Below are 19168 nucleotides of genomic sequence, written 5' to 3'. Positions count from 1 at the left end.
TGGAATGGGGTGGGGAATGCCCGTCAAGTCGAAGCCGACCACATCGAAGCTGCTCACCTTGCGTTTTCGCGCAAAAATCATCCTCGGCTTCGTGGCGGTGCTCGCCATCCTCGCCGTCAGCATGGCTTTCGCGTATTTCGGCTTCGAGCGGATCCAGGCCGCCGTGGCCTCCTACCGCTCCAGCGTCGCCGAAGCGGACCTTGCGCGGACGGTCGATCGCGAGCTGATCGCTTACCAGGGGCTGGCGCGGGCCTACACGTTGACTGGCGCGGTCGATGATGAGACCGCGGCCAAGGCAGCCGAAGAGAATCTGAGGGCCGCCATTACCAAGTCGGCGGCGGCCACCACGGGCGCGGCGCGCCGCGAGCAGGTCGGCAAGCTCGAGGCCGACTTCAAGAGCTTTACCAAGGTGTTCGGCGAGATCATCACGTTGACGCGCGAGAATGGCAAGATCGCGACCGATGAGCTCAACAGCGTCGGCAACAAGATCCGCTTCAAGTTCGACGATCTTGCCGATACCGCGGCATTGGCGGGCCTGAACTCGGTTCAGAGCACGGCCAAGGACATCACATCGCAATACCTTGCGGTCTCCACCTCGGTCAGCGCCTTCGTCGCCAAGCCGGAGCCGAAGACCGCCGACGGCGTGATCGCCCGTATCAAATTCCTGGAGACCTTGCTGGTCTCGATCTATGCCAACGACCAGAAGATCACCGACCGCGTCACCGAGATCAGCAATCTCCTCAAGCAGTACCGCACCTCCTTTTCAAAACTGACCGAGAACGTGAAGGTCATCGTCAAGCTGAACGGCGACATGACCAAGACGGCCGCGTCCATTCTCAAGCTCTCGGGTGAGCTGCGGTCGGAGCTGACGGCGGATCAGCAGCGCATCGAGGTCAACGCCAATGCCACCATCGGCGAGACCGAGCGGCTGATGCTGATGATGGCGCTGGGCGGCCTTGCCGTCGGCGCTGCGCTCGCCCTGATGCTAGGCAACGGCATTTCGCGTCCGATGATCGCGATGTGCAAGGCGATGCGCGAGCTTGCCGCGGGCAATTTCGATGTCGTGCTGCCGGGCCTGGGCCGCAAGGACGAGATCGGCGAGATGGCCGGCGCGGTCGAAGAATTCAAGGTGCAGGCCGTGGCCAAGGCCGAGCGCGATGCGGCCGCCAACGAGGCCCAGAACAAGGAAGCGAGCGCTGCTCGCCGTTCCGAGCTGATTCGTTTCGCCGACGATTTCGAGAGCGCGGTCGGTGCCATCGTCTCCAACGTCTCGGCTTCCGCCGTGCAGCTGGAATCGGCGGCCTCGACGCTGACCCGTACCGCCGAGACCACGCAGAGCCTGTCGAGCCAGGTCGCCGACGTCTCCGAGCAGGCCTCCAGCAACATGCAGTCGGTCGCGACCGCGACCGAAGAGCTCTCGGCCTCGGTCGAGGAGATCGGCCGCCAGGTGCGCGATTCCAGCCGTATTGCCGAAAACGCCGTGGTGCAGGCCAGGGAGACCGATAACCGCATCGGCAAGCTCTCGCACGCCGCCCAGCAGATCGGCGAAGTCGTCAAGCTGATCACGGCGATCGCCGAGCAGACCAATCTTCTCGCTTTGAACGCGACCATCGAAGCGGCACGCGCCGGCGAAGCCGGCCGCGGCTTTGCCGTCGTGGCCAGCGAAGTGAAGTCGCTGGCGAGCCAGACCGCGAAGGCGACCGACGAGATCTCTTCGCACATCACAGGCATGCAGGGCGCCACCGCCGAGTCGGTTGCGGCGATCAAGGAGATCGGCGCCACCATCGGCCAGATCTCGTCGATCTCGACGTCGATAGCGAGCGCAGTGGAGCAGCAGGGCGCGGCGACGCAGGAAATCGCGCGCAGCGTCCAGACCGTCGCGCAGGGCACTCAGACCGCTGCCACCGACATCGGCCAGGTCAACCGCGGTGCCGCCGAAACCGGCTCGGCTTCGGAAGAGGTGCTGCATTCGGCCAAGACGCTGTCGTCCGAAAGCACCCGCCTGCGCGCCGAGCTCGACCGCTTCATGGGGAATATCCGGGCGGCGTGAGGCCCGAAGCGCGCCACGCACTCCGCCGTCGTCCTGGCGAAAGCCAGGACCCATTACCCCAGCGCGAAGTTGCGGCGCGGGCCGCTAACCCCGAATCTTCGCCAAACTGCTCCCTGGGGTAATAGGTCCTGGATCGGCGCTGCGCTTGTCCAGGATGACCTGGCGCTCACTCCCTCCCGAACGCCCGCTTCAGCTCCACCTTTGCCCGCTCCAGCCGGGTGCGCTGCGTCTGCGGCAGCGTCTTGCCGGCGCGGTTGATGTAGAACGTCAGCATCGACAGCGCCGAGCGGTAGGCGCCCGTCTTGCGGCGCGCGCTGTGCTCGGCCGAGCGCTTCAACGAAGCCGCGATTTTCTTCGCGCTGGTCAGCTTGAACACGCCTTGTTTGAGGTCGAGCGCGTCGCTCTCCTTCGTCACGCGCTGTGACCAGCGCTTCGGTGCGGCGCGTCTGGTGCTCTTGCGCGCCGATGTTTTGCGAGAATGTGTCGTCTTTCTGGCATGAGCCATGCGTCAACTCCTTGCGGCTCCACCGAAAACCAGCGGCGCCAACGGTCGTTCCACCGGGAACCTGCCCTCGCCGCAGACGTTGTCGCAGGTGGCAGGCGGAATGCCGCACCCCCTTGATCGGATCGCCCCTGTCCACGCCATGTGAACCGGGGCCATGTCCATTGGTCAGATGCAACAACGCGATGGAATTGCAGCGAAGCCTAGCGCCGGACGATGGACCTGTGGTCTCCAAGGCGGTCGCGAAGGCGGCCGCGGCCGATCGCGTCATCGAAACCAGCATTCCCGCGCGACTTGACGCGCTGCCGTGGAGCGGGTTTCACACCCGCGTCGTGCTCGCGCTCGGCATCACCTGGATTCTGGATGGCCTCGAGGTGACGTTGGCCGGCGCGCTCTCCGGCGCGCTGAAGCAGAGTCCCTCGCTGCATTTCTCCAATCTCGATCTCGGCATTGCCAATTCCGCCTATCTCGCAGGCGCGGTGCTCGGCGCGCTCGGCTTCGGCTGGCTCACCGACCGCATCGGTCGCAAGAAGCTGTTCTTCATCACACTCGCGCTCTATCTCTCGGCGACGGCCGCGACGGCTCTGTCATGGAATGTCGCGAGCTACGCACTATTTCGCTTTCTCACCGGCGCCGGCATCGGCGGCGAATATACCGCGATCAATTCGACCATCCAGGAACTGGTGCCGGCGCGCTATCGCGGCTGGACTGATCTCGTCATCAACGGCAGCTTCTGGATCGGTGCCGCGATGGGCGCCGTAGCGGCCATTGTGCTGCTCGATCCCGCAGTGATCGGCCCTGATCTCGGCTGGCGCCTCGCTTATCTCATCGGCGCGGCCATCGGCCTCGTCGTGCTCTTGATGCGGATGTGGATTCCGGAGAGTCCGCGCTGGCTGATGATCCACGGCCGTCCCGACCAGGCCCACGCCATCGTCGACGAGATCGAACGCTCGGTGCTCGGACACGACCAGGATACGACCGATGGCCGCTTCGCCAAGATCCGCCTGAAAATGCGGAGCCACACGCCGATCCGCGAGGTCGTGCACACGCTGTTCTCGGTCTATCGCCAGCGGGCGATGGTCGGCCTCGTGCTGATGATCGCGCAGGCCTTCTTCTACAACGCCATCTTCTTCACCTTTGCGCTGGTGTTGACCGATTTTTACGGCATCAGCGCCGATCATGTCGGCTGGTATCTGCTCCCCTTCGCCGCCGGCAATTTCCTCGGCCCGCTGCTGCTCGGCCGCCTGTTCGATACGCTCGGCCGCCGGACCATGATCATGTTCACCTATGGGGTGTCGGGCCTGTTGCTGGCGCTGTCGGGCTATCTGTTCTCGATTGGCGCCTTGAGCGCGCAGGGGCAGACCATCGCCTGGATGGTGATCTTCTTCTTTGCCTCGCCCGCCGCGAGCGCCGCCTATCTCACCGTCAGCGAGACGTTTCCCTTGGAAGTCCGCGCGCTCGCGATCGCCGTGTTCTACGCGGTCGGCACCGGTATCGGCGGCGTGATCGGCCCCGCATTGTTCGGGGCGCTGATCGACACGGGATCACGCATGAGCGTATTCGCAGGCTACTTGCTGGGGGCGTTCCTGATGATCGCGGCCGCGATCGTGGCGTGGCGCTATGCCATCTCGGCGGAACGCAGATCGCTCGAAGAAATCGCGCGGCCGCTTGCGTCCATGGAGTAGACTATGAAATCGGAACTGGCTGAATTGGATCAAGAGCGCACCATGCTCGACGATGAAGCGCCCGATGCGGTGCCGGTGCCCCACGCGCTCGTGCCGCATCTCAATGAAACAGCGATCCTGCTCGACATCGACGGGACGCTGCTCGACCTGATGCCGACGCCGCGCGAGGTGTGGGTGCCGCCCGGCCTGTCGGAAACGCTGAACCGGTTGACGGAGCGCACCTCGGGCGCACTGGCGATGGTCAGCGGCCGTTCGCTCAACGACATCGACCTGATCTTCGCGCCCGATGTCTTTCGCGCCGTCGCCGGCCACGGCGCGGAGATGCGGCTTTCGGTGGACAACGAAGCCGATGCCGTCAGCGCGCCGCCGCTGGACAAGGAGCTGAAGCGGCGGCTCGCGGCGGTCGCCAAGCTCAGTCCAGGCATTCTGCTCGAAGACAAGGGCTATTCGCTGGCGCTGCACTACCGCCTTGCGCCGCATGCGGAGAAGGCGATCTACGAATCCGTTTCGCTGATCCGCGCCGACCTGCCCAATGCACCGATCGAGGTGCTGCCGGGCAAGTTCGTTTGCGAGATCAAGCATTCCGGTTTCACCAAGGCGACCGGCGTGCGCGAGTTGATGAAGCACGAACCTTTCAAGGGACGCCGTCCGATTTTCATCGGCGACGACGTCACCGACGAGACCGTGTTCGCGATCATGCCCGACATGAACGGGCTCGCTTTCTCGGTCGGCCGCCGCGCTATGGGTGTCAACGGGCACTTCGACGCGCCGAACGACGTGCGCGCGTTCCTTGCGCGGCTGCTCGACGACTCGAGGTTGGAATAAGGCACCGACATCTCGGAGCCACATATCGCGCGCGTAATTCCCCAGCGCGCCCGTTTCATGCTGTGCGCGCCACTGTAACCCAAACCGACTTTGTGTAGCGAAATCGTCGGGTTCCCTGGAGGTAAACCGGTTCCAACGCGCACGCCCGATTTTGGTTTCAATTGGTGCAAAGGATGATCAGGAACCATATTGATGAACGGCAGTTAAACGGGTGGAATGAAACAGGAGGGGACGACCTGTGAACTTAGTCGTCGTTTCGAATCGCGTCGCACGCGGCAAACCCAACGAGCCCATGACGGGCGGTCTCGCGGCGGCCTTGTTACCCGTCGTGGAACATTCGGGCGCGATCTGGGTGGGTTCCTCGGGCCGTGTGCGTGACGGTCATCAAAAGGAGCCGTTCGCCGAAATCGAAGCATTGGGTTCGGGCGCGATCGCGACGCTGGATCTGCCGGCGGCACACTATGGCGGGTATTACGAGGGTTTTGCCAATTCGGCGCTGTGGCCGGCGCTGCACTCGCGCAGCGATCTGATCCGCGTCTCGCGTGACGACTATGTCAGCTATCGCGAGGTCAACGCCTTCATGGCGCGCGCCTTGATGCGCTTTCGGAAAGCACAAACCGCGTTCTGGGTGCAGGATTATCATTTCCTCGCACTCGGCGCGGAGCTGCGGGATCTGGGCGTCGACGATCCGATCGGCTTCTTCCTCCATACGCCATGGCCTGTCGCCGCGGTGATGCAGGGCGTGCCCAATCATCGCGAGCTGATCACGGCGATGCTGGCCTACGATCTGATCGGCTTCCAGACCCATGACGACTGCCAGAATTTTCTCGGCTATGTCGCGGGCGAACTCGGCCTCGCCGTCGAAGACGGCGTTGCGATCTCGCAGCATGGCCGAACGCGCTGCGAGGTCTTTCCGATCGGCATCGACGCCGAGAAGTTCGCGCAATACGCGGCGAAATCGGCGTCGCATCCGGACGTCTCCCGGCTTCGCCGCAGCCTCAACGGTGAGCGGCTCGCGATCGGCGTCGACCGGCTCGACTATTCCAAGGGCCTCGTCAACCGCATCAGCGCGTTCGATCGGCTTTGGACCGAGCATCCGCAGTTTGCGCGCAGCATCTCGCTGTTGCAGATCGCAAATCCCTCGCGCGGTGCCATCGAAGCCTATGGCAATTTGCAGAACGAAGTCGCGCGGCTCGTGTCCGACGTCAACGGCCGCCACGGCGAGGCCGACTGGACACCTATCCGCTATCTCAACAAGGGCTTTAGCCAGGCCGTGCTCGCGGGACTCTACCGCACCGCGCAGATCGGCGTGGTGACGCCGCTGCACGACGGCATGAACCTGGTCGCCAAGGAATATGTCGCCGCACAAAACCCGGCCGATCCCGGCGTGCTGGTGCTGTCGAAATTCGCCGGCGCGGCCAACGAGCTCGACGCCGCGCTGCTGGTCAATCCGCACGACATCGACGGCATGGCGCGCGCGATCGCGGTCGCGGCCGCGATGCCGCTCACCGAGCGCAAGATGCGCTGGGATGCGATGATGAAGAAGCTGCGCGGCCACACCATCCAGCAATGGTCGGCGGATTTCGTCGCAGAACTGGAGAAGTGCCGGACGGAGAAGGCCGCGGTTGCGCCGCTCGCCAACCAGCCGCCGCAAGCGCTGCGCTGGCTCAAGTCGGCGATATCGGGCGTGCGGCTGATCTAGTCTCCTCCCCGTTCATTTCGGGGAGGGCAGGGGCGAAGACGAGAGCCTCAATAGCAATACGACACGCCTTCCAGAATCGCGCACTGCCGCTTGTTCGGCGCGTTCGGATCGTCGAGCGGCACCATGCCCTTGCCCTGGCCGACGAACACGCCGGGCCCGACATGCACCGAGCTCTTGTTACCGATGATGACGCTCTGATGCGGCGTCGCGCTCGAACGCGTGCCGTCCGGCCAGAGGATGGCATCGCCCGAAAGCATCCCGCGCCGTCCGTCGTCACAGCTGACGTCGCCCCCTTGCCGGGTGCAGACCTGTGCGGCGGCGGGCCCCGCGAAGGCGGCGGCAAGGGCCGAAACCAGGCTCAGCACGGCGATGGTGTTGCGGACGGTCATGGTGCCCCCGGACGTGTTTGACGGTCTTGAGTGAATCGTCGCACCAAACCCGCCGCCGGTTCAGCCGGCAGGCGGTTCCGAGCGTTAGCGTGGCGCCCGATATTATCTATGAAATACAACATCTTACGGAAAAATCACCCGATTTCCCCGCGATCCCTTGCAAAATCATCGGCGCCCCTTCAAGAGAGTGCGCTCCGGAGAGATGGCCGAGTGGCTTAAGGCGCACGCTTGGAAAGCGTGTGTGCGGGAAACCGTACCGTGGGTTCGAATCCCACTCTCTCCGCCATTGCACGATTTTGTACGCCAATCTTCGATATTGGACTTTTCTGCGCACCATCGTGCGCTGTTGCCCCGGTCAGGCGCCCCAGAGTAGCTGACAATTACATTAGCCGGCGCAGATTTGCGGTGATGACAACAACGGCTAAGTAATTTCTCGCCGTCTTTCCTAGACGACAAAACCGGAATCGCGCACGCCCTTGCGGTGGCCTGTCCGGTGCCGGACGAGGTTTCCGTGACGATCGCGGTCCTGCGAATGTCTCCCGTTTGCTGGCTTGTCACAGACACTCTCTGTTTCATGTCGGCCGACCCTCGTGCTTGTCGGCGCGTGGCGTCTGACATCCGTGTGGAGTCCCGTTGCTGCACCAAGCAACCCCGCCCAAGCCCGCAGGCCGCCTCCGCGAGCGGCATTACCGCTCGATGTCCTGATCGCTTAACGCGCATGACGTCCGTCCCTTTGATCCGCCAGTATCATCGCTGCCAGCGGTGCTGCGACGTAGTGGCCAATATCGATCACCTTGACACCCGCGAGTGGACGATCGGTCGTCCCGGTGATGCGAAACCTCGTAAGGTCCTTTGAAGGCAGCAATTTGGTAAATGCAGCGACTGCTAGTCTTGTTTTCGCGGAGCGAAAATCACGCAAGTCGTTGTGCCGTGCGCAAGAAGCTTGCCCGTGTCATCGACGATGCGACCCTCGGCAGTAGCGCCTTGTCTGCCGCGGTGAACTACGACGCCCGAGGCGATAACAGGGCCCGGTCCCGGCTTTAGCGGACGGGTGAGATTCACAGTAAAGTTCGTTGTCGTATAACCCTCGCCTTCATTAAGTGTCGTATGGACGGCACAGGACATCGCCGAGCTCAAAATCACGGCGAGGTAACCACCGTGCACAACCCCTCCTGGGTTTGCGAACTGTGGTCCGGGCCAACCAGTAAACTCTGTGCTACCGTGCTCTGCCGCGGACAACTGGAAATTCAGTGGCATGCAGATGGGAGCGGCTGGCGCGCCTGTGCGCAAAAGCTCGCGGAAGAGCGCTAGCCCTCCATTCTCTCGCGATGCGGGACGCTCGTCGCTCATCGTCATGGTTTCCTCCCTTTTCAAGACAGCCGGCCTGCCATCTTCGGTTCCGACATATCGGCGGCGTGCTGCGTGCCGCCGTTGATACGTGGCGCTGCTTAGCTCAAGGGGCGGTCAGCGACGGCTTGAGCACGTATTTTCCCGTCGCCTGCCGCGCTTCCATGATGCGGTGAGCTTCGGTGGCCCCTTCGAGTGGCAGCCGCCCGGCAACCTCCACATGAAGGCGCTGTTCGATCACGAATCCTGCAACGGTGTCGAAGGCCTTCTGCGCTTGATCCGGCCGAGCCTTGAACCAGTGGCTGACGTAGTAGCCAATCACGGCTTGGTTCATCGGCATCAGGCGTTGGGCGATGAAAGAAGAGGGCTTCCTGCTGGCGGTCCCATAGACGACGAGGCGCCCGAATGGTGCGAGCGCGGCCAGAGCCTGGTCGAAAAATGCGCCTCCGACCATATCGAGAACCACATCGGCCCCGCGTCCGCCGGTGAGCCGCTTCACCTCGCGCGGCCAATCATCGGCGGTAGAGTCGATGGCGTGGTCGGCGCCCCGCGCCAAGGCTTGCTGCCGGCGTTCGGGTGTGCTGGCGCCGGCAATGACGCAGCCGGCGCCCAAAATCTTGGCGAGCTGAATTGCGTAGTTGCCAACGCCTCCGGCGCCGCCGGGAATGAAGACAGATTCGCCGGGCTTGAGCCGTCCAGCGTCCTTGAGCATTTGAAAAGCAGTCACGCCGGCAACGACAAGCGTGGAAGCGACGTCAAAATCGAGCCTTGGGTCCAGTTTGATGACGTTGTCGACGCCGGCGAGGGCGTACTCAGCGTAGCCGCCAAGACCGTCTCCGCCGAAAAACGCGAACACCCGATCACCGGGATGCAGCGTTGTGACACCCTCGCCAACGGCGTCGACGACACCGGCGGCTTCGCTGCCGAGGATCGCCGGCAAAGGTGTCCGCAGTGGATAGGGATCACCGCGCCGACGCACGATGTCGGCGTAGTTGACGCTCGCCGCTTCGATCCGGATGAGCACTTCGTCAGCCCCGGGCTGCGGTTTCAAAACCTCTTCCACCCGAAGCGCCTCAGCGTCGCCGTAGGCATGCAACAATACCGCCTTCATAGATCCCCACCCTCCATTATGACATTTGTCCTAACGTCTCTACGTCTATAGATAAGACGATCGTCCTAGTCAAACGCCCATGACAGCCCATTCACCGCGCGAACAGATGATTTTGGCCGCCATGTCTCTCTTTCAGAGAGAGGGCTATGCCGCGGCCTCATGGCGGCGGCTGGTCCAGGAGTCGGGAGCGCCCTGGGGTTCCGCCTATCACTATTTTCCGGATGGTAAGGAGCAGGTTGGAGTCGCCGCTCTCGAATGGGCTGCACAAAATGTCGCTGGGGGCATCGCGCAGTGCTTCCCCGAAGGCGGCCGCGCTGCGGAGGGTGTCCGCAAGTTGTTTGCGGGGAGCGCGGCACAGTTGGCAAAGTCCGGGTTCACCGCTGGCTGCCCCGTGTGCACCGTTGCATTGGAAACTGCACCCCAATCTCAGGCGCTCACCAAGGCATGCAAGAACGCTTTCGGTCTCTGGCACCAAACGATTGCTGATGGCTTGATCCGATGCGGAATGGCTCCGAAGAATGCGGAGACGCTCGCGCCAGTAATCTTGGCGGCCTTTGAAGGTGCTCTCATTCAGGCGCGCGTGGCGCAATCGCAGGAGCCTATGCGCGCGTGTGGAGCTCAGATTGCCCGGCTTTGCAATTGAGAGCTTCGACTGAAGCTCTACGTCCGTCGAGGGTCACGGCCGGGGAGGGCTGCTTCTTGCGCGAAGGGGAGACGAGTGCTCTGATGGCAAAGTTTTCCGATGTATTTCCAGTGTTGACGCACGGGACCGTTTGACCTTCTGGTCTCGATTGGGGCTTTCTCCAACTCTTCTGCCCGTCTCCAGCCCTTGGTAAGGCAATTGGTCCGTGGTAGCGCTCCCGCTACCACCTCCCGTCCCTCGCGCACGCCCGCGACGCCCCCTTCCATCGGCGATCGCCACCGACATGGGATGCTGTGTGGCTGTAGGCAAACGTCCCAATTTGTCACTCTCCAAACGGCGGCGTCAAAAACCCGCTCGCGATGCCGCAATCTGGCGGCAGTTCATTCCATCATTCAACCGATACATGCGTCACGGGAGACGACCTCATGAGCGTCTCGCGCGCCTTCGGCCGCCACAACGCGCCCCGACGCCGCGCCATGCAGAAACGCGCCTGTACACGGTCGCGTGAGCTCCATAACTTCGGCAGCGCAATTTGAGGAGATGCGACGTGGCGAAGAAGACGGCGACCAGGAAGAAAAGTGCTGCAAAGAAAGCAGCGAAGACCTCCAGCAAGAAAAGCGCCGTTCGCAAGAGCAAGGTCGCGAAGGCTGCAACGAAGCCGGTGAAGCGGGCCCCCCAGCGCAAATCATCAGCACCACGCCGCCCAAAAGGCCCGGCCTGGCAATGGTCGGCGGTCGAGACCGCAGCCGCAATCCGCTCCGGCGCCATCTCCGCGGTCGAGACTGCCGAGGCGCATCTGGAGCGCATGCGTGCCGTCAACCCGAGGCTGAACGCCGTCGTCGTCGATCTCTCGGAGGAGGCGCTGGCTGCGGCCCATGCGGCCGACAAGCGGCGCGCCAAGGGCGGCGAGCTCGGCCTTCTGCACGGCGTACCGATCACGATCAAGGAGAATGTCGATTACGAAGGCCGTCCCAATTTCAACGGCGTGCCGGCCAACAAGGATCTCATCGCGCCGTCGGATTCGCCCGTGGTGCGCAACCTGAAGAAGGCCGGCGCGATCGTTATCGGCCTCACCAACACGCCGGAATTCTCCTTCCGCGGCTTCACCGACAATCCCTTGCACGGACTGACGCTCAATCCCTGGGATCCTGATATCACCTGCGGCGGCTCCTCGGGCGGTGCGGGTTCGGCCGTCGCGGCTGGCATCGGCACCATCGCGCACGGCAACGACATCGGCGGCTCGCTGCGCTGGCCGGCGCATTGCAACGGTGTTGCAACCATCAAGCCGACGCAGGGGCGTATTCCTGCGTTCAACGCGAGCGCAACCGCCGAGCGGCCGATGCTGGCGCATCTGATGTCGGCGCAGGGGCCGCTCGCCCGCCACGTCGCCGACGTCAGGCTCGCGCTGGAGGTGATGAGCCAGCGCGATCCGCGCGATCCCTGGTGGGTGCCGGCGCCGCTGGTCGGTCCGAAGCCGAAGGGGCCGATCAAGGTCGCGCTCGCCAGGATTCCTGAAGACATGGACGTCGATCCGCACGTCGCGGCGGCGTTGCGCCAGGCCGCCGATCATCTGGAGCGTTCCGGCTATCGTGTCAGCGAGGTCGACGTGCCCGTGCCCGACATCGACGGCGTCTGGCAGACCTGGTGCGACATCATCACCAACGAGACGATGGTGATGCAGGAAGCCGGCATGCTGAAGGTGACGTCCGAAGACTTCCACAAGGCGTGGGGCGGCATGAAAGCCAAGGCCAACGTGCTCGACCTCAAGGCCTGGATGCAGGCGACCGCCGCGCGCAACGGCCACATCCGCGCCTGGCAATTGTTCTTCGAGGAGTATCCGGTGGTGCTGGCACCGACCACGGTGAAGCCGACGCCTGGCCCGCGCGAGGACACTGTCAGCCCCGAGCGCGTGCGCGAGATTTTCTGGGGCGAGATCCGCTTCATCTCCGCGATCAACGTGCTGGGCCTGCCCGGCGCCGTGGTGCCGGTGACGCTGCACGATGGCAAGCCGATCGGCGTGCAGCTCATCGCCGGGCGCTATCGCGAGGACCTGGCGCTCGACGCGGCGGCCGCGATCGAGAAGCGGGCCGGCGTGCTCGCCCATCGGCTGTGGGAACAGATGGACTGAGAGGTAGCGAAGGGTGTTTCCCTCTCCCCCCTTGTGGGAGAGGGAGTGCAGCGTGGTCGCTGCCGCAAACCGCAAAATTTCATTCATCCAATTTGACTCGAATTTTAGCCAATTCCCCAATAACCGTTAGGGTTACTTCCTCGATCTCTAGACGAATTATTGTCCGCTTTACCACCCGCCTCTAACAGAGGGACGGCGGACAACGCACATGCCTCATACAGGCCAATAAGTGCGGCCCGCTCCACGCGGAGGTGGCACGATGCGCAATGAGACGATCGCTATTCACGCCGGCTACGAGCCCGAAGCCACCACGCACGCTGTTGCCGTGCCGATCTACCAGACCGCGGCCTACGCCTTCGACAGCGCCGATCACGGCGCGGCGCTCTTCAATCTCGAGACCGAAGGCTATCGCTACAGCCGCATCGCCAATCCGACCAGCGCGGTGCTGGAGAAACGTATCGCCGAGCTCGAGGGCGGCGTCGGCGCGCTTGCGGTCGCGACCGGGCAGGCCGCGCTGCATTTCGCCTTCGTCAACGTCGCCGATCACGGCGGCAACATCGTTTCCGTGCCGCAGCTCTACGGCACCACGCATACGCTGCTCTCGCACATCCTGCCGCGGCAGGGCATCACCGGCCGCTTCGCCGAGAGCGACAAGCCCGAGGCGATCGAAAAGCTGATCGACGAGAACACCCGCGCCGTGTTCGCCGAAACCATCGGCAATCCCGCCGGCAATGTCTGCGACATCGAGGCACTGGCGAAGATCGCCCATGCCCATGGCGTGCCGCTGATCGTCGACAATACCGTTGCAACCCCCATCCTGCTCAAGCCGTTCGATTACGGCGCCGACATCGCCGTGCATTCGCTGACGAAATTCCTGGGTGGCCATGGTACCACGCTCGGCGGCGCCATCGTCGATTCCGGAAATTTCCCCTGGGCCAAGCACGTCGATCGCTTCCCCGGCTACAACAAGCCGGACGCCTCCTATCACGGCCTCGTCTATGCCGAGCGCTTCGGCAAGACGGCGTACATTGAGCGCGCGCGCAGCATCTATCAGCGCACCATGGGTTCGGTGCTGTCGCCGTTCAACGCCTTCCTGCTGCTCCAGGGCATCGAGACCGTCGCGCTGCGCATGGAGCGCCACTGCGAGAATGCCCGCAAGGTCGCCGAATTCCTGCGCAAGGATCCGCGCGTGGCCTGGGTCAATTACACCGGTTTCCCGGACAGTCCTTATTATCCGCTGGTCCAGAAATATCTCGACGGCAACGCCTCGTCGCTGTTCACCTTCGGCATCAAGGGCGGCATGGAAGCCGGCAAGTCCTTCTACGATGCGTTGAACCTGATCACGCGCCTCGTCAATATCGGCGATGCCAAGTCGCTGGCCTGCCATCCGGCCTCGACGACGCACCGGCAGATGTCTGCCGAGCAGCAGCGGGTCGCCGGCGTTTTGCCGGAAACGATCCGCTTGTCGATCGGCATCGAGCATTGCCAGGACATCATCGAGGACCTCGACCAGGCCCTGGAAAAGGCCTGCCGGTCCGCGCGCCTCCAGGCCGCGGAGTAGGCGGCGGCGCCGATGACGATCCTGATCGACAGGGATCAAGGCATATCGAGCCCGGCGCTGGTGCCGGGGGCGGGCGATCTGGCGCGCGAGCACGGCGACACAGAGCTCACCATCGGATTGATCAACAACATGCCGGATCCGGCGCTGAAGGCGACCGAGCGGCAGTTCATGAAGCTGCTGCAAGCCGCAGCAGGTCCGCGCCGCATCCGCTTTCACTGCTTCTCGCTGCCCTCGGTCAAGCGCTCGCCGGAAGCGAAGTGGCATGTCGATAGCGAATATTCGGAACTCACCGAGCTCAGGCGCCACAGGTTCGACGGCCTGATCGTGACCGGCGCCGAGCCGATCGCGCCCGAGCTCGACCAGGAACCGTACTGGCGCGACCTCACCGAGCTGATCGACTGGGCCAAGGTCAACACGCGCTCGACGATCTGGTCGTGCCTCGCTGCGCACGCCGCGGTGCTGCATCTCGACCGCATCGAACGGCGGCCGCTCGCCGCCAAATGTCACGGCATTTTCGACTGCGAAGCCGTGACCGGCGATCCGCTGACGCGGGCCGCGCCTGCGCCGCTCAAGGTCTCGCATTCGCGCCTGAACGAGATCGCCGAGAGCGACCTCGCGCAGGCCGGCTACCAGGTGCTGACGCGTTCGGCAAAGGCCGGCGTCGACATCTTCGTCCGGCAATATGCCAGCCGCTTCGTGTTCTTCCAGGGCCATCCGGAATATGACGCGCTGTCGCTTCAGCGTGAATATCTGCGCGACATCGGCCGTTATCTCGCGCGTGAGCGCGACAATTATCCGCATTTGCCCGTGAGCTATTTTGACGCTGCGACGGAAGAGAAGCTGGTCCGCTTCGAGAAGCAGGCAAGGCACCAGCGCCACCCCGCGCTCAGCAACGAGCTGCCCGCGCTGAATTTGCGCACCGATATCGCCGCTGGCAGCGCCGCGGCGGCATTGTTCCGGAACTGGCTGCAATATCTCGGCGCGGGGACCGATGCGTCGGTGCTTGCGCGTTAGGTCGGGACGACGAGCTCGACGTTAGGACTAACGAAGTGTGAAGCTTGCCTCGAGCAGCGTACGAATGCTTCAGTGAGGGGCGGGACAGACAGGAAATGCGAGTCGTGTGGTCGGCACTCCAGGGACGCGTGAGCAATCGGCTGGCCCGGCATTTCCGCGCCGCGCCGCATCGGCTGCCCGCGAATGCGCCCATGGTGAGCTTCACCTTCGACGATGCCCCCGATAGCGCCGCAGGCGAGGGCGCCGGGCTTCTGGAGCAGCATGGCGGTCGCGGTACCTTCTATCTCGCCGGCAGCCTGGTCGATCGTCCCTCGGACCACTGGCACGGCCTGTCGAACGACGCCATCGTGCGGCTTCACCGGGCCGGACACGAGATTGCCTGCCACACCTTCTCGCACCAGAGCGCGGTCGGTCTCGACGAGACCGCCATGGCCCGGGAGATCGAGCGAAACCGCAGCCATTTTCGCGGCATTGATTCCTCGATCACGCTGGAAAATTTCGCTTACCCCTATGGCATCGCGTCGGTGTGGCGCAAGCCGCAGCTCGCCAAGACCTTCCGCTCGGCGCGCGGCATCCTTCCCGGAGTCAATCGCGACGTCATCGACCTCCAGTTCCTGCGCGCCTCGCCCCTGGTCGATCGCGAGATCAATACGACGGGTGTCGATCGCTATTTCGACGAGGCGGTCGAGAGCGGCGGATGGCTGATCTTCTACGGTCATGACGTCGCCGACGCGCCGAGCCCATATGGCTGCACGCCGCACCTGATGCGTCACGCGCTGCAGGCCGCCGGGAAGCGCGACATGCCGATCGTGACGGTCGCGGAAGCGCTGCGACGAATCGGCGCGTAAGAAAGTTTTCTTCCCACAAAGGGTGGGGGAAGGCGGCGTCCGGCGGAGCAAACGGTCTTGCCACGCCTGCGCGGTCATGCGACTGGCCTTGGGACGAATCTCACGGCCTCACCCCGACATGCCCATGTCCTCTCCTTCCACCGCTCCGCTGTCCGCGCCGGCTCAGGGCCGCGATGCGTTGTCGGTGCTGCGTTCGGTGTTCGGCCTGCCCGGGTTCCGCGGCGCGCAGGGTGAGATCATCCGGCACGTCACGGACGGCGGCAATTGCCTGGTGTTGATGCCGACCGGCGGCGGCAAGTCGCTGTGCTATCAATTGCCGGCACTGCTGCGCGAAGGCTGCGGTGTCGTGGTGTCGCCCTTGATTGCGCTGATGCGCGATCAGGTCGCCGCCATGCTCGAAGCAGGCGTCAACGCCGCCGCGCTGAACTCGTCGCTGACCCCGCAGGAAGCGTCCGACATCGAGCGGCGCCTGATCGCGGGTGATCTCGACCTGCTCTATGTCGCGCCGGAACGGCTGCTGACGCCGCGCTGCCTGGCGCTGCTGGCGCGGGCGAAGGTGGCGCTGTTCGCTATCGACGAGGCGCATTGCGTCTCGCAATGGGGCCATGATTTCCGCCCCGAATATGTCGGCCTGTCGGTCATCGCCGAGCGTTTTCCCGACGTTCCCCGCATCGCGCTGACCGCGACTGCCGACGAATTGACCCGCAAGGAAATCGTCGAGCGGCTTCACCTTGCAGACAGTCCGCACTTCGTCTCGAGCTTCGATCGTCCCAACATCCGTTACGAGATCGTCGACAAGCGCAACGCGGTGTCGCAGCTCAAGGATTTCATCCGGGAGCGTCACGCGGGAGATGCGGGCGTCGTCTATTGCCTGTCCCGCAAACGGGTCGAGGAGGTCGCCGCCGCGCTCGACGATGCCGGCATTGCCGCGTTGCCATACCACGCCGGGCTCGACAGCAGCGTGCGCTCGCGCAACCAGGACCGCTTCCTCAACGAGGACGGCATCGTCATCGTCGCGACCATCGCTTTCGGCATGGGCATCGACAAGCCGGACGTGCGTTTCGTCGCGCATCTCGATCTGCCCAAGAGCATCGAGGCCTATTACCAGGAGACGGGGCGCGCCGGCCGTGACGGCAAGCCGTCGGCGGCCTGGATGGCCTACGGTCTCTCGGACATCGTGCAGCAGCTCCGTATGATCGACGAGTCGAGCGGCTCCGACGAATTCAAGCGGGTCTCGATCGGCAAGCTCGATGCGCTTGTTGGCCTGGCCGAAACGCCGCACTGCCGGCGCCGGCGGCTGCTCGCCTATTTCGGCGAGATCGTGATGGGCGAGGGCTGCGGCAATTGCGACAATTGCCTGATGCCGCCGAAAATGCGCGACGGCAAGGTGCTGGCGCAAAAACTGCTATCCTGTGCCTATCGCACCGGGCAGCGCTTCGGCGCGATGCACCTCATCGACGTGCTGATCGGACGGCTCACCGAGAAGGTGACGCAGTTCGGTCACGACAAGCTCACCGTCTTCGGCATCGGACGCGAGCTCAACGAAAAGCAGTGGCGCACGGTGCTGCGGCAGCTCGTGGCGATGGGACATTTGCTGAGTGACAGCGAAGCGTTCGGCGCGCTTAAGCTGACGGATTCGTCGCGCGGCGTGCTGCGGGGCGAAACGGAAGTGTGGCTGCGCGAAGAAGCGCCCGGCGCCCGGATCCGTTCGAGCCGCGCCAAGTCCCGCCGCGGTGATCTTGCGCCTGCGGCCGGCGCGGCGCAGGGCGATGTCGATCCTGAATTGCGCGCGCGGCTACGAGCATGGCGCTCGGAGATTGCCCGCGCACGTGGCGTGCCGGCCTACGTCGTGCTGCACGACGCCACCATCGACGGCATCGTTCGCGCATGGCCGACCACGCTGGACGAGCTGCGCAATGTGCCCGGCATCGGCGACAAGAAGCTCGAGCATTACGGCGACGAGCTGCTGCAGATTGTCAGGACGCGGTAGGGCGCGCCACACCCCCGCCGTCATCCCGGACAAGCGCAGCGAAGCGGAGCGCCGATCCGGGATCCATAGCCAGGCCGTAGGAAAAGGCACGCTGACTGCCTCAGCGTGTTTCAACAATTGGCAGTCGGGGTAATGGGTCCTGGCTTTCGCCAGGACGACACTCGTGGGGAGGTGCGCGCCGCCTCACATCACCGACGCGCTAGCCGTTCCGGAACGCATACCCGTAGCCGTTCAGCGCCGGTGCACCGCCGAGATGGGCGTAGAGGATCTTCGCGCCCTTCTCGAAATAGCCCTTTTGCGTAAGGTCGATCAGGCCCTGCATCGACTTGCCCTCGTAGACGGGATCGGTGATCATGGCTTCGAGACGCGCGGTGAGGCGGATCGCCTCCTTGGTCTCTTCCGACGGCACGCCGTAGGCTGGATAAGCGTAGTCCTCGATCAGAACGACGTCGTCTGCGACGAGATCCTGGCCGAGTTCGACAAGCTTGGCCGTGTTCTGCGCGATCGAGAGCACCTGCGCCTTGGTCTGCGCCGGGGTGAACGACGCGTCGATGCCGATCACCTTTCGCGCGCGGCCATCGGCGGCGAAGCCGACCAGCATGCCGGCATGGGTGGAGCCGGTGACGGTGCAGACCACGATGTAGTCGAACTTGAAGCCGAGCTCGGCTTCCTGCTTGCGCACTTCTTCGGCGAAGCCGACATAGCCGAGCCCACCGAATTTGTGCACGGAGGCGCCGGCGGGAATCGCGTAGGGCTTGCCGCCCGCCGCCTTCACCTCCTCGATGGCCTCCTCCCAGCTCTTGCGAATGCCGATATCGAAGCCGTCGTCGACCAGGCGCACGTCGGCGCCCATGATGCGCGACAGCATGATGTTGCCGACGCGGTCATAGACGGCGTCCTCGTGCGGCACCCAGGCTTCCTGCACCAGGCGGCACTTCATGCCGATCTTGGCAGCGACCGCCGCGATCATGCGGGTGTGGTTGGACTGCACGCCGCCGATCGAGACCAGCGTGTCGGCGTTCGAGGCGATCGCGTCGGGGATGATGTATTCGAGCTTGCGCAGCTTGTTGCCGCCATAGGCGAGCCCGGAATTGCAGTCCTCGCGCTTGGCGTAGACCTCGACATTGCCGCCGAGATGCTTCGAGAGCCGCTCCAGCTTCTCGATGGGCGTCGGACCAAAGGTCAGCGGATAGCGCGCGAATTTTTCGAGCATCGTCAGGTCATCCCGATTGGCGTTAAATGTCTGCGAAAACACTAACATCGCGCCGCAAAAAGGTGCTTTCAAATATTGCGCGTTTATTGCGCTCGATCTTGCGATAAGGGCGCCAATATGTGCTATTCCTTCCGGAATAGACGCTCGCCACGGAAGCTTC

The 19168-nt window shown here is 63.9% G+C and carries 16 protein-coding genes and 1 tRNA gene; 11 read left to right on the top strand and 6 right to left on the bottom strand.

The window, feature by feature from the left end; translation table 11 throughout:
• Window positions 1-16: 16 nt before the first annotated feature.
• A complete protein-coding gene (locus ABIB90_RS08110) occupies window positions 17-2050 on the top strand; it encodes a methyl-accepting chemotaxis protein (protein WP_354200610.1) in 2034 nt (677 codons plus the stop codon).
• 166 nt (window positions 2051-2216) lie between these two features.
• Here the strand turns inward: ABIB90_RS08110 and ABIB90_RS08105 are convergent, their stop codons facing one another.
• Entirely contained in the window at window positions 2217-2555 is a 339-nt protein-coding gene (locus ABIB90_RS08105) for a DUF3175 domain-containing protein (RefSeq protein WP_354170343.1), read from the bottom strand.
• A 182-nt stretch (window positions 2556-2737) separates the two neighbouring features.
• Between ABIB90_RS08105 and ABIB90_RS08100 the strand changes: the two genes are divergently transcribed.
• The 3 genes from ABIB90_RS08100 to ABIB90_RS08090 all read left to right on the top strand — a co-directional run bounded on the left by ABIB90_RS08100 (window position 2738) and on the right by ABIB90_RS08090 (window position 6764).
• On the top strand, window positions 2738-4237 hold the full coding sequence (locus ABIB90_RS08100; RefSeq protein WP_354200609.1) for an MFS transporter: 1500 nt from the start codon (window positions 2738-2740) through the stop codon (window positions 4235-4237).
• A gap of 3 nt (window positions 4238-4240) precedes the next feature.
• Complete coding sequence (gene otsB / locus ABIB90_RS08095; RefSeq protein WP_354200608.1) at window positions 4241-5062, top strand: trehalose-phosphatase; 822 nt, start codon at window positions 4241-4243, stop codon at window positions 5060-5062.
• Between the two features lie 238 nt (window positions 5063-5300).
• Complete coding sequence (locus tag ABIB90_RS08090; protein ID WP_007599076.1) at window positions 5301-6764, top strand: trehalose-6-phosphate synthase; 1464 nt, start codon at window positions 5301-5303, stop codon at window positions 6762-6764.
• 47 nt (window positions 6765-6811) lie between these two features.
• Here ABIB90_RS08090 and ABIB90_RS08085 read toward each other — a convergent pair whose 3' ends face one another.
• Window positions 6812-7153, bottom strand: coding sequence for a hypothetical protein (locus tag ABIB90_RS08085; RefSeq protein ID WP_219679407.1), 342 nt, complete (start codon window positions 7151-7153; stop codon window positions 6812-6814).
• Window positions 7154-7349: 196 nt separating this feature from the next.
• Here ABIB90_RS08085 and ABIB90_RS08080 point away from each other — a divergent pair.
• Window positions 7350-7439: transfer RNA gene (locus ABIB90_RS08080), tRNA-Ser, on the top strand.
• Between the two features lie 423 nt (window positions 7440-7862).
• Here ABIB90_RS08080 and ABIB90_RS08075 read toward each other — a convergent pair.
• The 3 genes from ABIB90_RS08075 to ABIB90_RS08065 all read right to left on the bottom strand — a co-directional run bounded on the left by ABIB90_RS08075 (window position 7863) and on the right by ABIB90_RS08065 (window position 9611).
• Entirely contained in the window at window positions 7863-8018 is a 156-nt protein-coding gene (locus ABIB90_RS08075) for a CoA transferase (protein ID WP_354200654.1), read from the bottom strand.
• Window positions 8019-8038: 20 nt separating this feature from the next.
• Window positions 8039-8410 carry a PaaI family thioesterase gene (locus ABIB90_RS08070; protein ID WP_354200653.1) on the bottom strand — a complete coding sequence of 124 codons (372 nt, stop codon included), beginning with the start codon at window positions 8408-8410 and terminating at the stop codon, window positions 8039-8041.
• A 196-nt stretch (window positions 8411-8606) separates the two neighbouring features.
• The gene (locus tag ABIB90_RS08065) at window positions 8607-9611 is read right to left on the bottom strand and encodes a quinone oxidoreductase family protein (RefSeq protein WP_007599127.1); all 1005 of its coding nucleotides are present in this window, start codon (window positions 9609-9611) and stop codon (window positions 8607-8609) included.
• A gap of 79 nt (window positions 9612-9690) precedes the next feature.
• Here ABIB90_RS08065 and ABIB90_RS08060 point away from each other — a divergent pair, with 79 nt between their 5' ends.
• The 6 genes from ABIB90_RS08060 to recQ all read left to right on the top strand — a co-directional run bounded on the left by ABIB90_RS08060 (window position 9691) and on the right by recQ (window position 17795).
• Window positions 9691-10254, top strand: coding sequence for a TetR/AcrR family transcriptional regulator (locus ABIB90_RS08060; RefSeq protein ID WP_007599128.1), 564 nt, complete (start codon window positions 9691-9693; stop codon window positions 10252-10254).
• 547 nt (window positions 10255-10801) lie between these two features.
• Window positions 10802-12382 (top strand): amidase family protein, encoded by a 1581-nt coding sequence (locus ABIB90_RS08055; protein WP_354200607.1) that lies wholly within the window; start codon window positions 10802-10804, stop codon window positions 12380-12382.
• Window positions 12383-12641: 259 nt separating this feature from the next.
• Complete coding sequence (locus ABIB90_RS08050; protein ID WP_007599130.1) at window positions 12642-13943, top strand: O-acetylhomoserine aminocarboxypropyltransferase/cysteine synthase family protein; 1302 nt, start codon at window positions 12642-12644, stop codon at window positions 13941-13943.
• Between the two features lie 12 nt (window positions 13944-13955).
• Entirely contained in the window at window positions 13956-14957 is a 1002-nt protein-coding gene (metA, locus tag ABIB90_RS08045) for a homoserine O-succinyltransferase MetA (protein ID WP_007599131.1), read from the top strand.
• A 104-nt stretch (window positions 14958-15061) separates the two neighbouring features.
• Window positions 15062-15805: a polysaccharide deacetylase family protein gene (locus ABIB90_RS08040; RefSeq protein ID WP_088941380.1), complete on the top strand. Its 744-nt coding sequence runs from the start codon at window positions 15062-15064 to the stop codon at window positions 15803-15805.
• Window positions 15806-15929: 124 nt separating this feature from the next.
• Window positions 15930-17795, top strand: coding sequence for a DNA helicase RecQ (gene recQ, locus ABIB90_RS08035; RefSeq protein ID WP_354200606.1), 1866 nt, complete (start codon window positions 15930-15932; stop codon window positions 17793-17795).
• Window positions 17796-17994: 199 nt separating this feature from the next.
• Here the strand turns inward: recQ and ABIB90_RS08030 are convergent, their stop codons facing one another.
• Window positions 17995-19008 carry a 1-aminocyclopropane-1-carboxylate deaminase gene (locus tag ABIB90_RS08030; protein ID WP_007599136.1) on the bottom strand — a complete coding sequence of 338 codons (1014 nt, stop codon included), beginning with the start codon at window positions 19006-19008 and terminating at the stop codon, window positions 17995-17997.
• Window positions 19009-19168: the final 160 nt, after the last annotated feature.

This window comes from Bradyrhizobium sp. JR4.1, assembly GCF_040548605.1.
GTDB classification, from domain to species: domain Bacteria; phylum Pseudomonadota; class Alphaproteobacteria; order Rhizobiales; family Xanthobacteraceae; genus Bradyrhizobium; species Bradyrhizobium canariense.
Note: the sequence above shows the minus strand (reverse complement) of the source record. Positions and strands in the feature narration are given on the sequence as shown.

What these genes read in the sequence shown, in the direction of transcription:
- ABIB90_RS08110 (WP_354200610.1), top strand. Translation starts at nt 17, where the DNA reads ATGCCCGTCAAGTCGAAGCCGACCACATCGAAGCTGCTCACCTTGCGT.
- ABIB90_RS08105 (WP_354170343.1), bottom strand. Translation starts at nt 2,555, where the DNA reads ATGGCTCATGCCAGAAAGACGACACATTCTCGCAAAACATCGGCGCGC.
- ABIB90_RS08100 (WP_354200609.1), top strand. Translation starts at nt 2,738, where the DNA reads ATGGAATTGCAGCGAAGCCTAGCGCCGGACGATGGACCTGTGGTCTCC.
- otsB (WP_354200608.1), top strand. Translation starts at nt 4,241, where the DNA reads ATGAAATCGGAACTGGCTGAATTGGATCAAGAGCGCACCATGCTCGAC.
- ABIB90_RS08085 (WP_219679407.1), bottom strand. Translation starts at nt 7,153, where the DNA reads ATGACCGTCCGCAACACCATCGCCGTGCTGAGCCTGGTTTCGGCCCTT.
- ABIB90_RS08070 (WP_354200653.1), bottom strand. Translation starts at nt 8,410, where the DNA reads ATGCCACTGAATTTCCAGTTGTCCGCGGCAGAGCACGGTAGCACAGAG.
- ABIB90_RS08065 (WP_007599127.1), bottom strand. Translation starts at nt 9,611, where the DNA reads ATGAAGGCGGTATTGTTGCATGCCTACGGCGACGCTGAGGCGCTTCGG.
- ABIB90_RS08060 (WP_007599128.1), top strand. Translation starts at nt 9,691, where the DNA reads ATGACAGCCCATTCACCGCGCGAACAGATGATTTTGGCCGCCATGTCT.
- ABIB90_RS08050 (WP_007599130.1), top strand. Translation starts at nt 12,642, where the DNA reads ATGCGCAATGAGACGATCGCTATTCACGCCGGCTACGAGCCCGAAGCC.
- metA (WP_007599131.1), top strand. Translation starts at nt 13,956, where the DNA reads ATGACGATCCTGATCGACAGGGATCAAGGCATATCGAGCCCGGCGCTG.
- recQ (WP_354200606.1), top strand. Translation starts at nt 15,930, where the DNA reads ATGTCCTCTCCTTCCACCGCTCCGCTGTCCGCGCCGGCTCAGGGCCGC.
- ABIB90_RS08030 (WP_007599136.1), bottom strand. Translation starts at nt 19,008, where the DNA reads ATGCTCGAAAAATTCGCGCGCTATCCGCTGACCTTTGGTCCGACGCCC.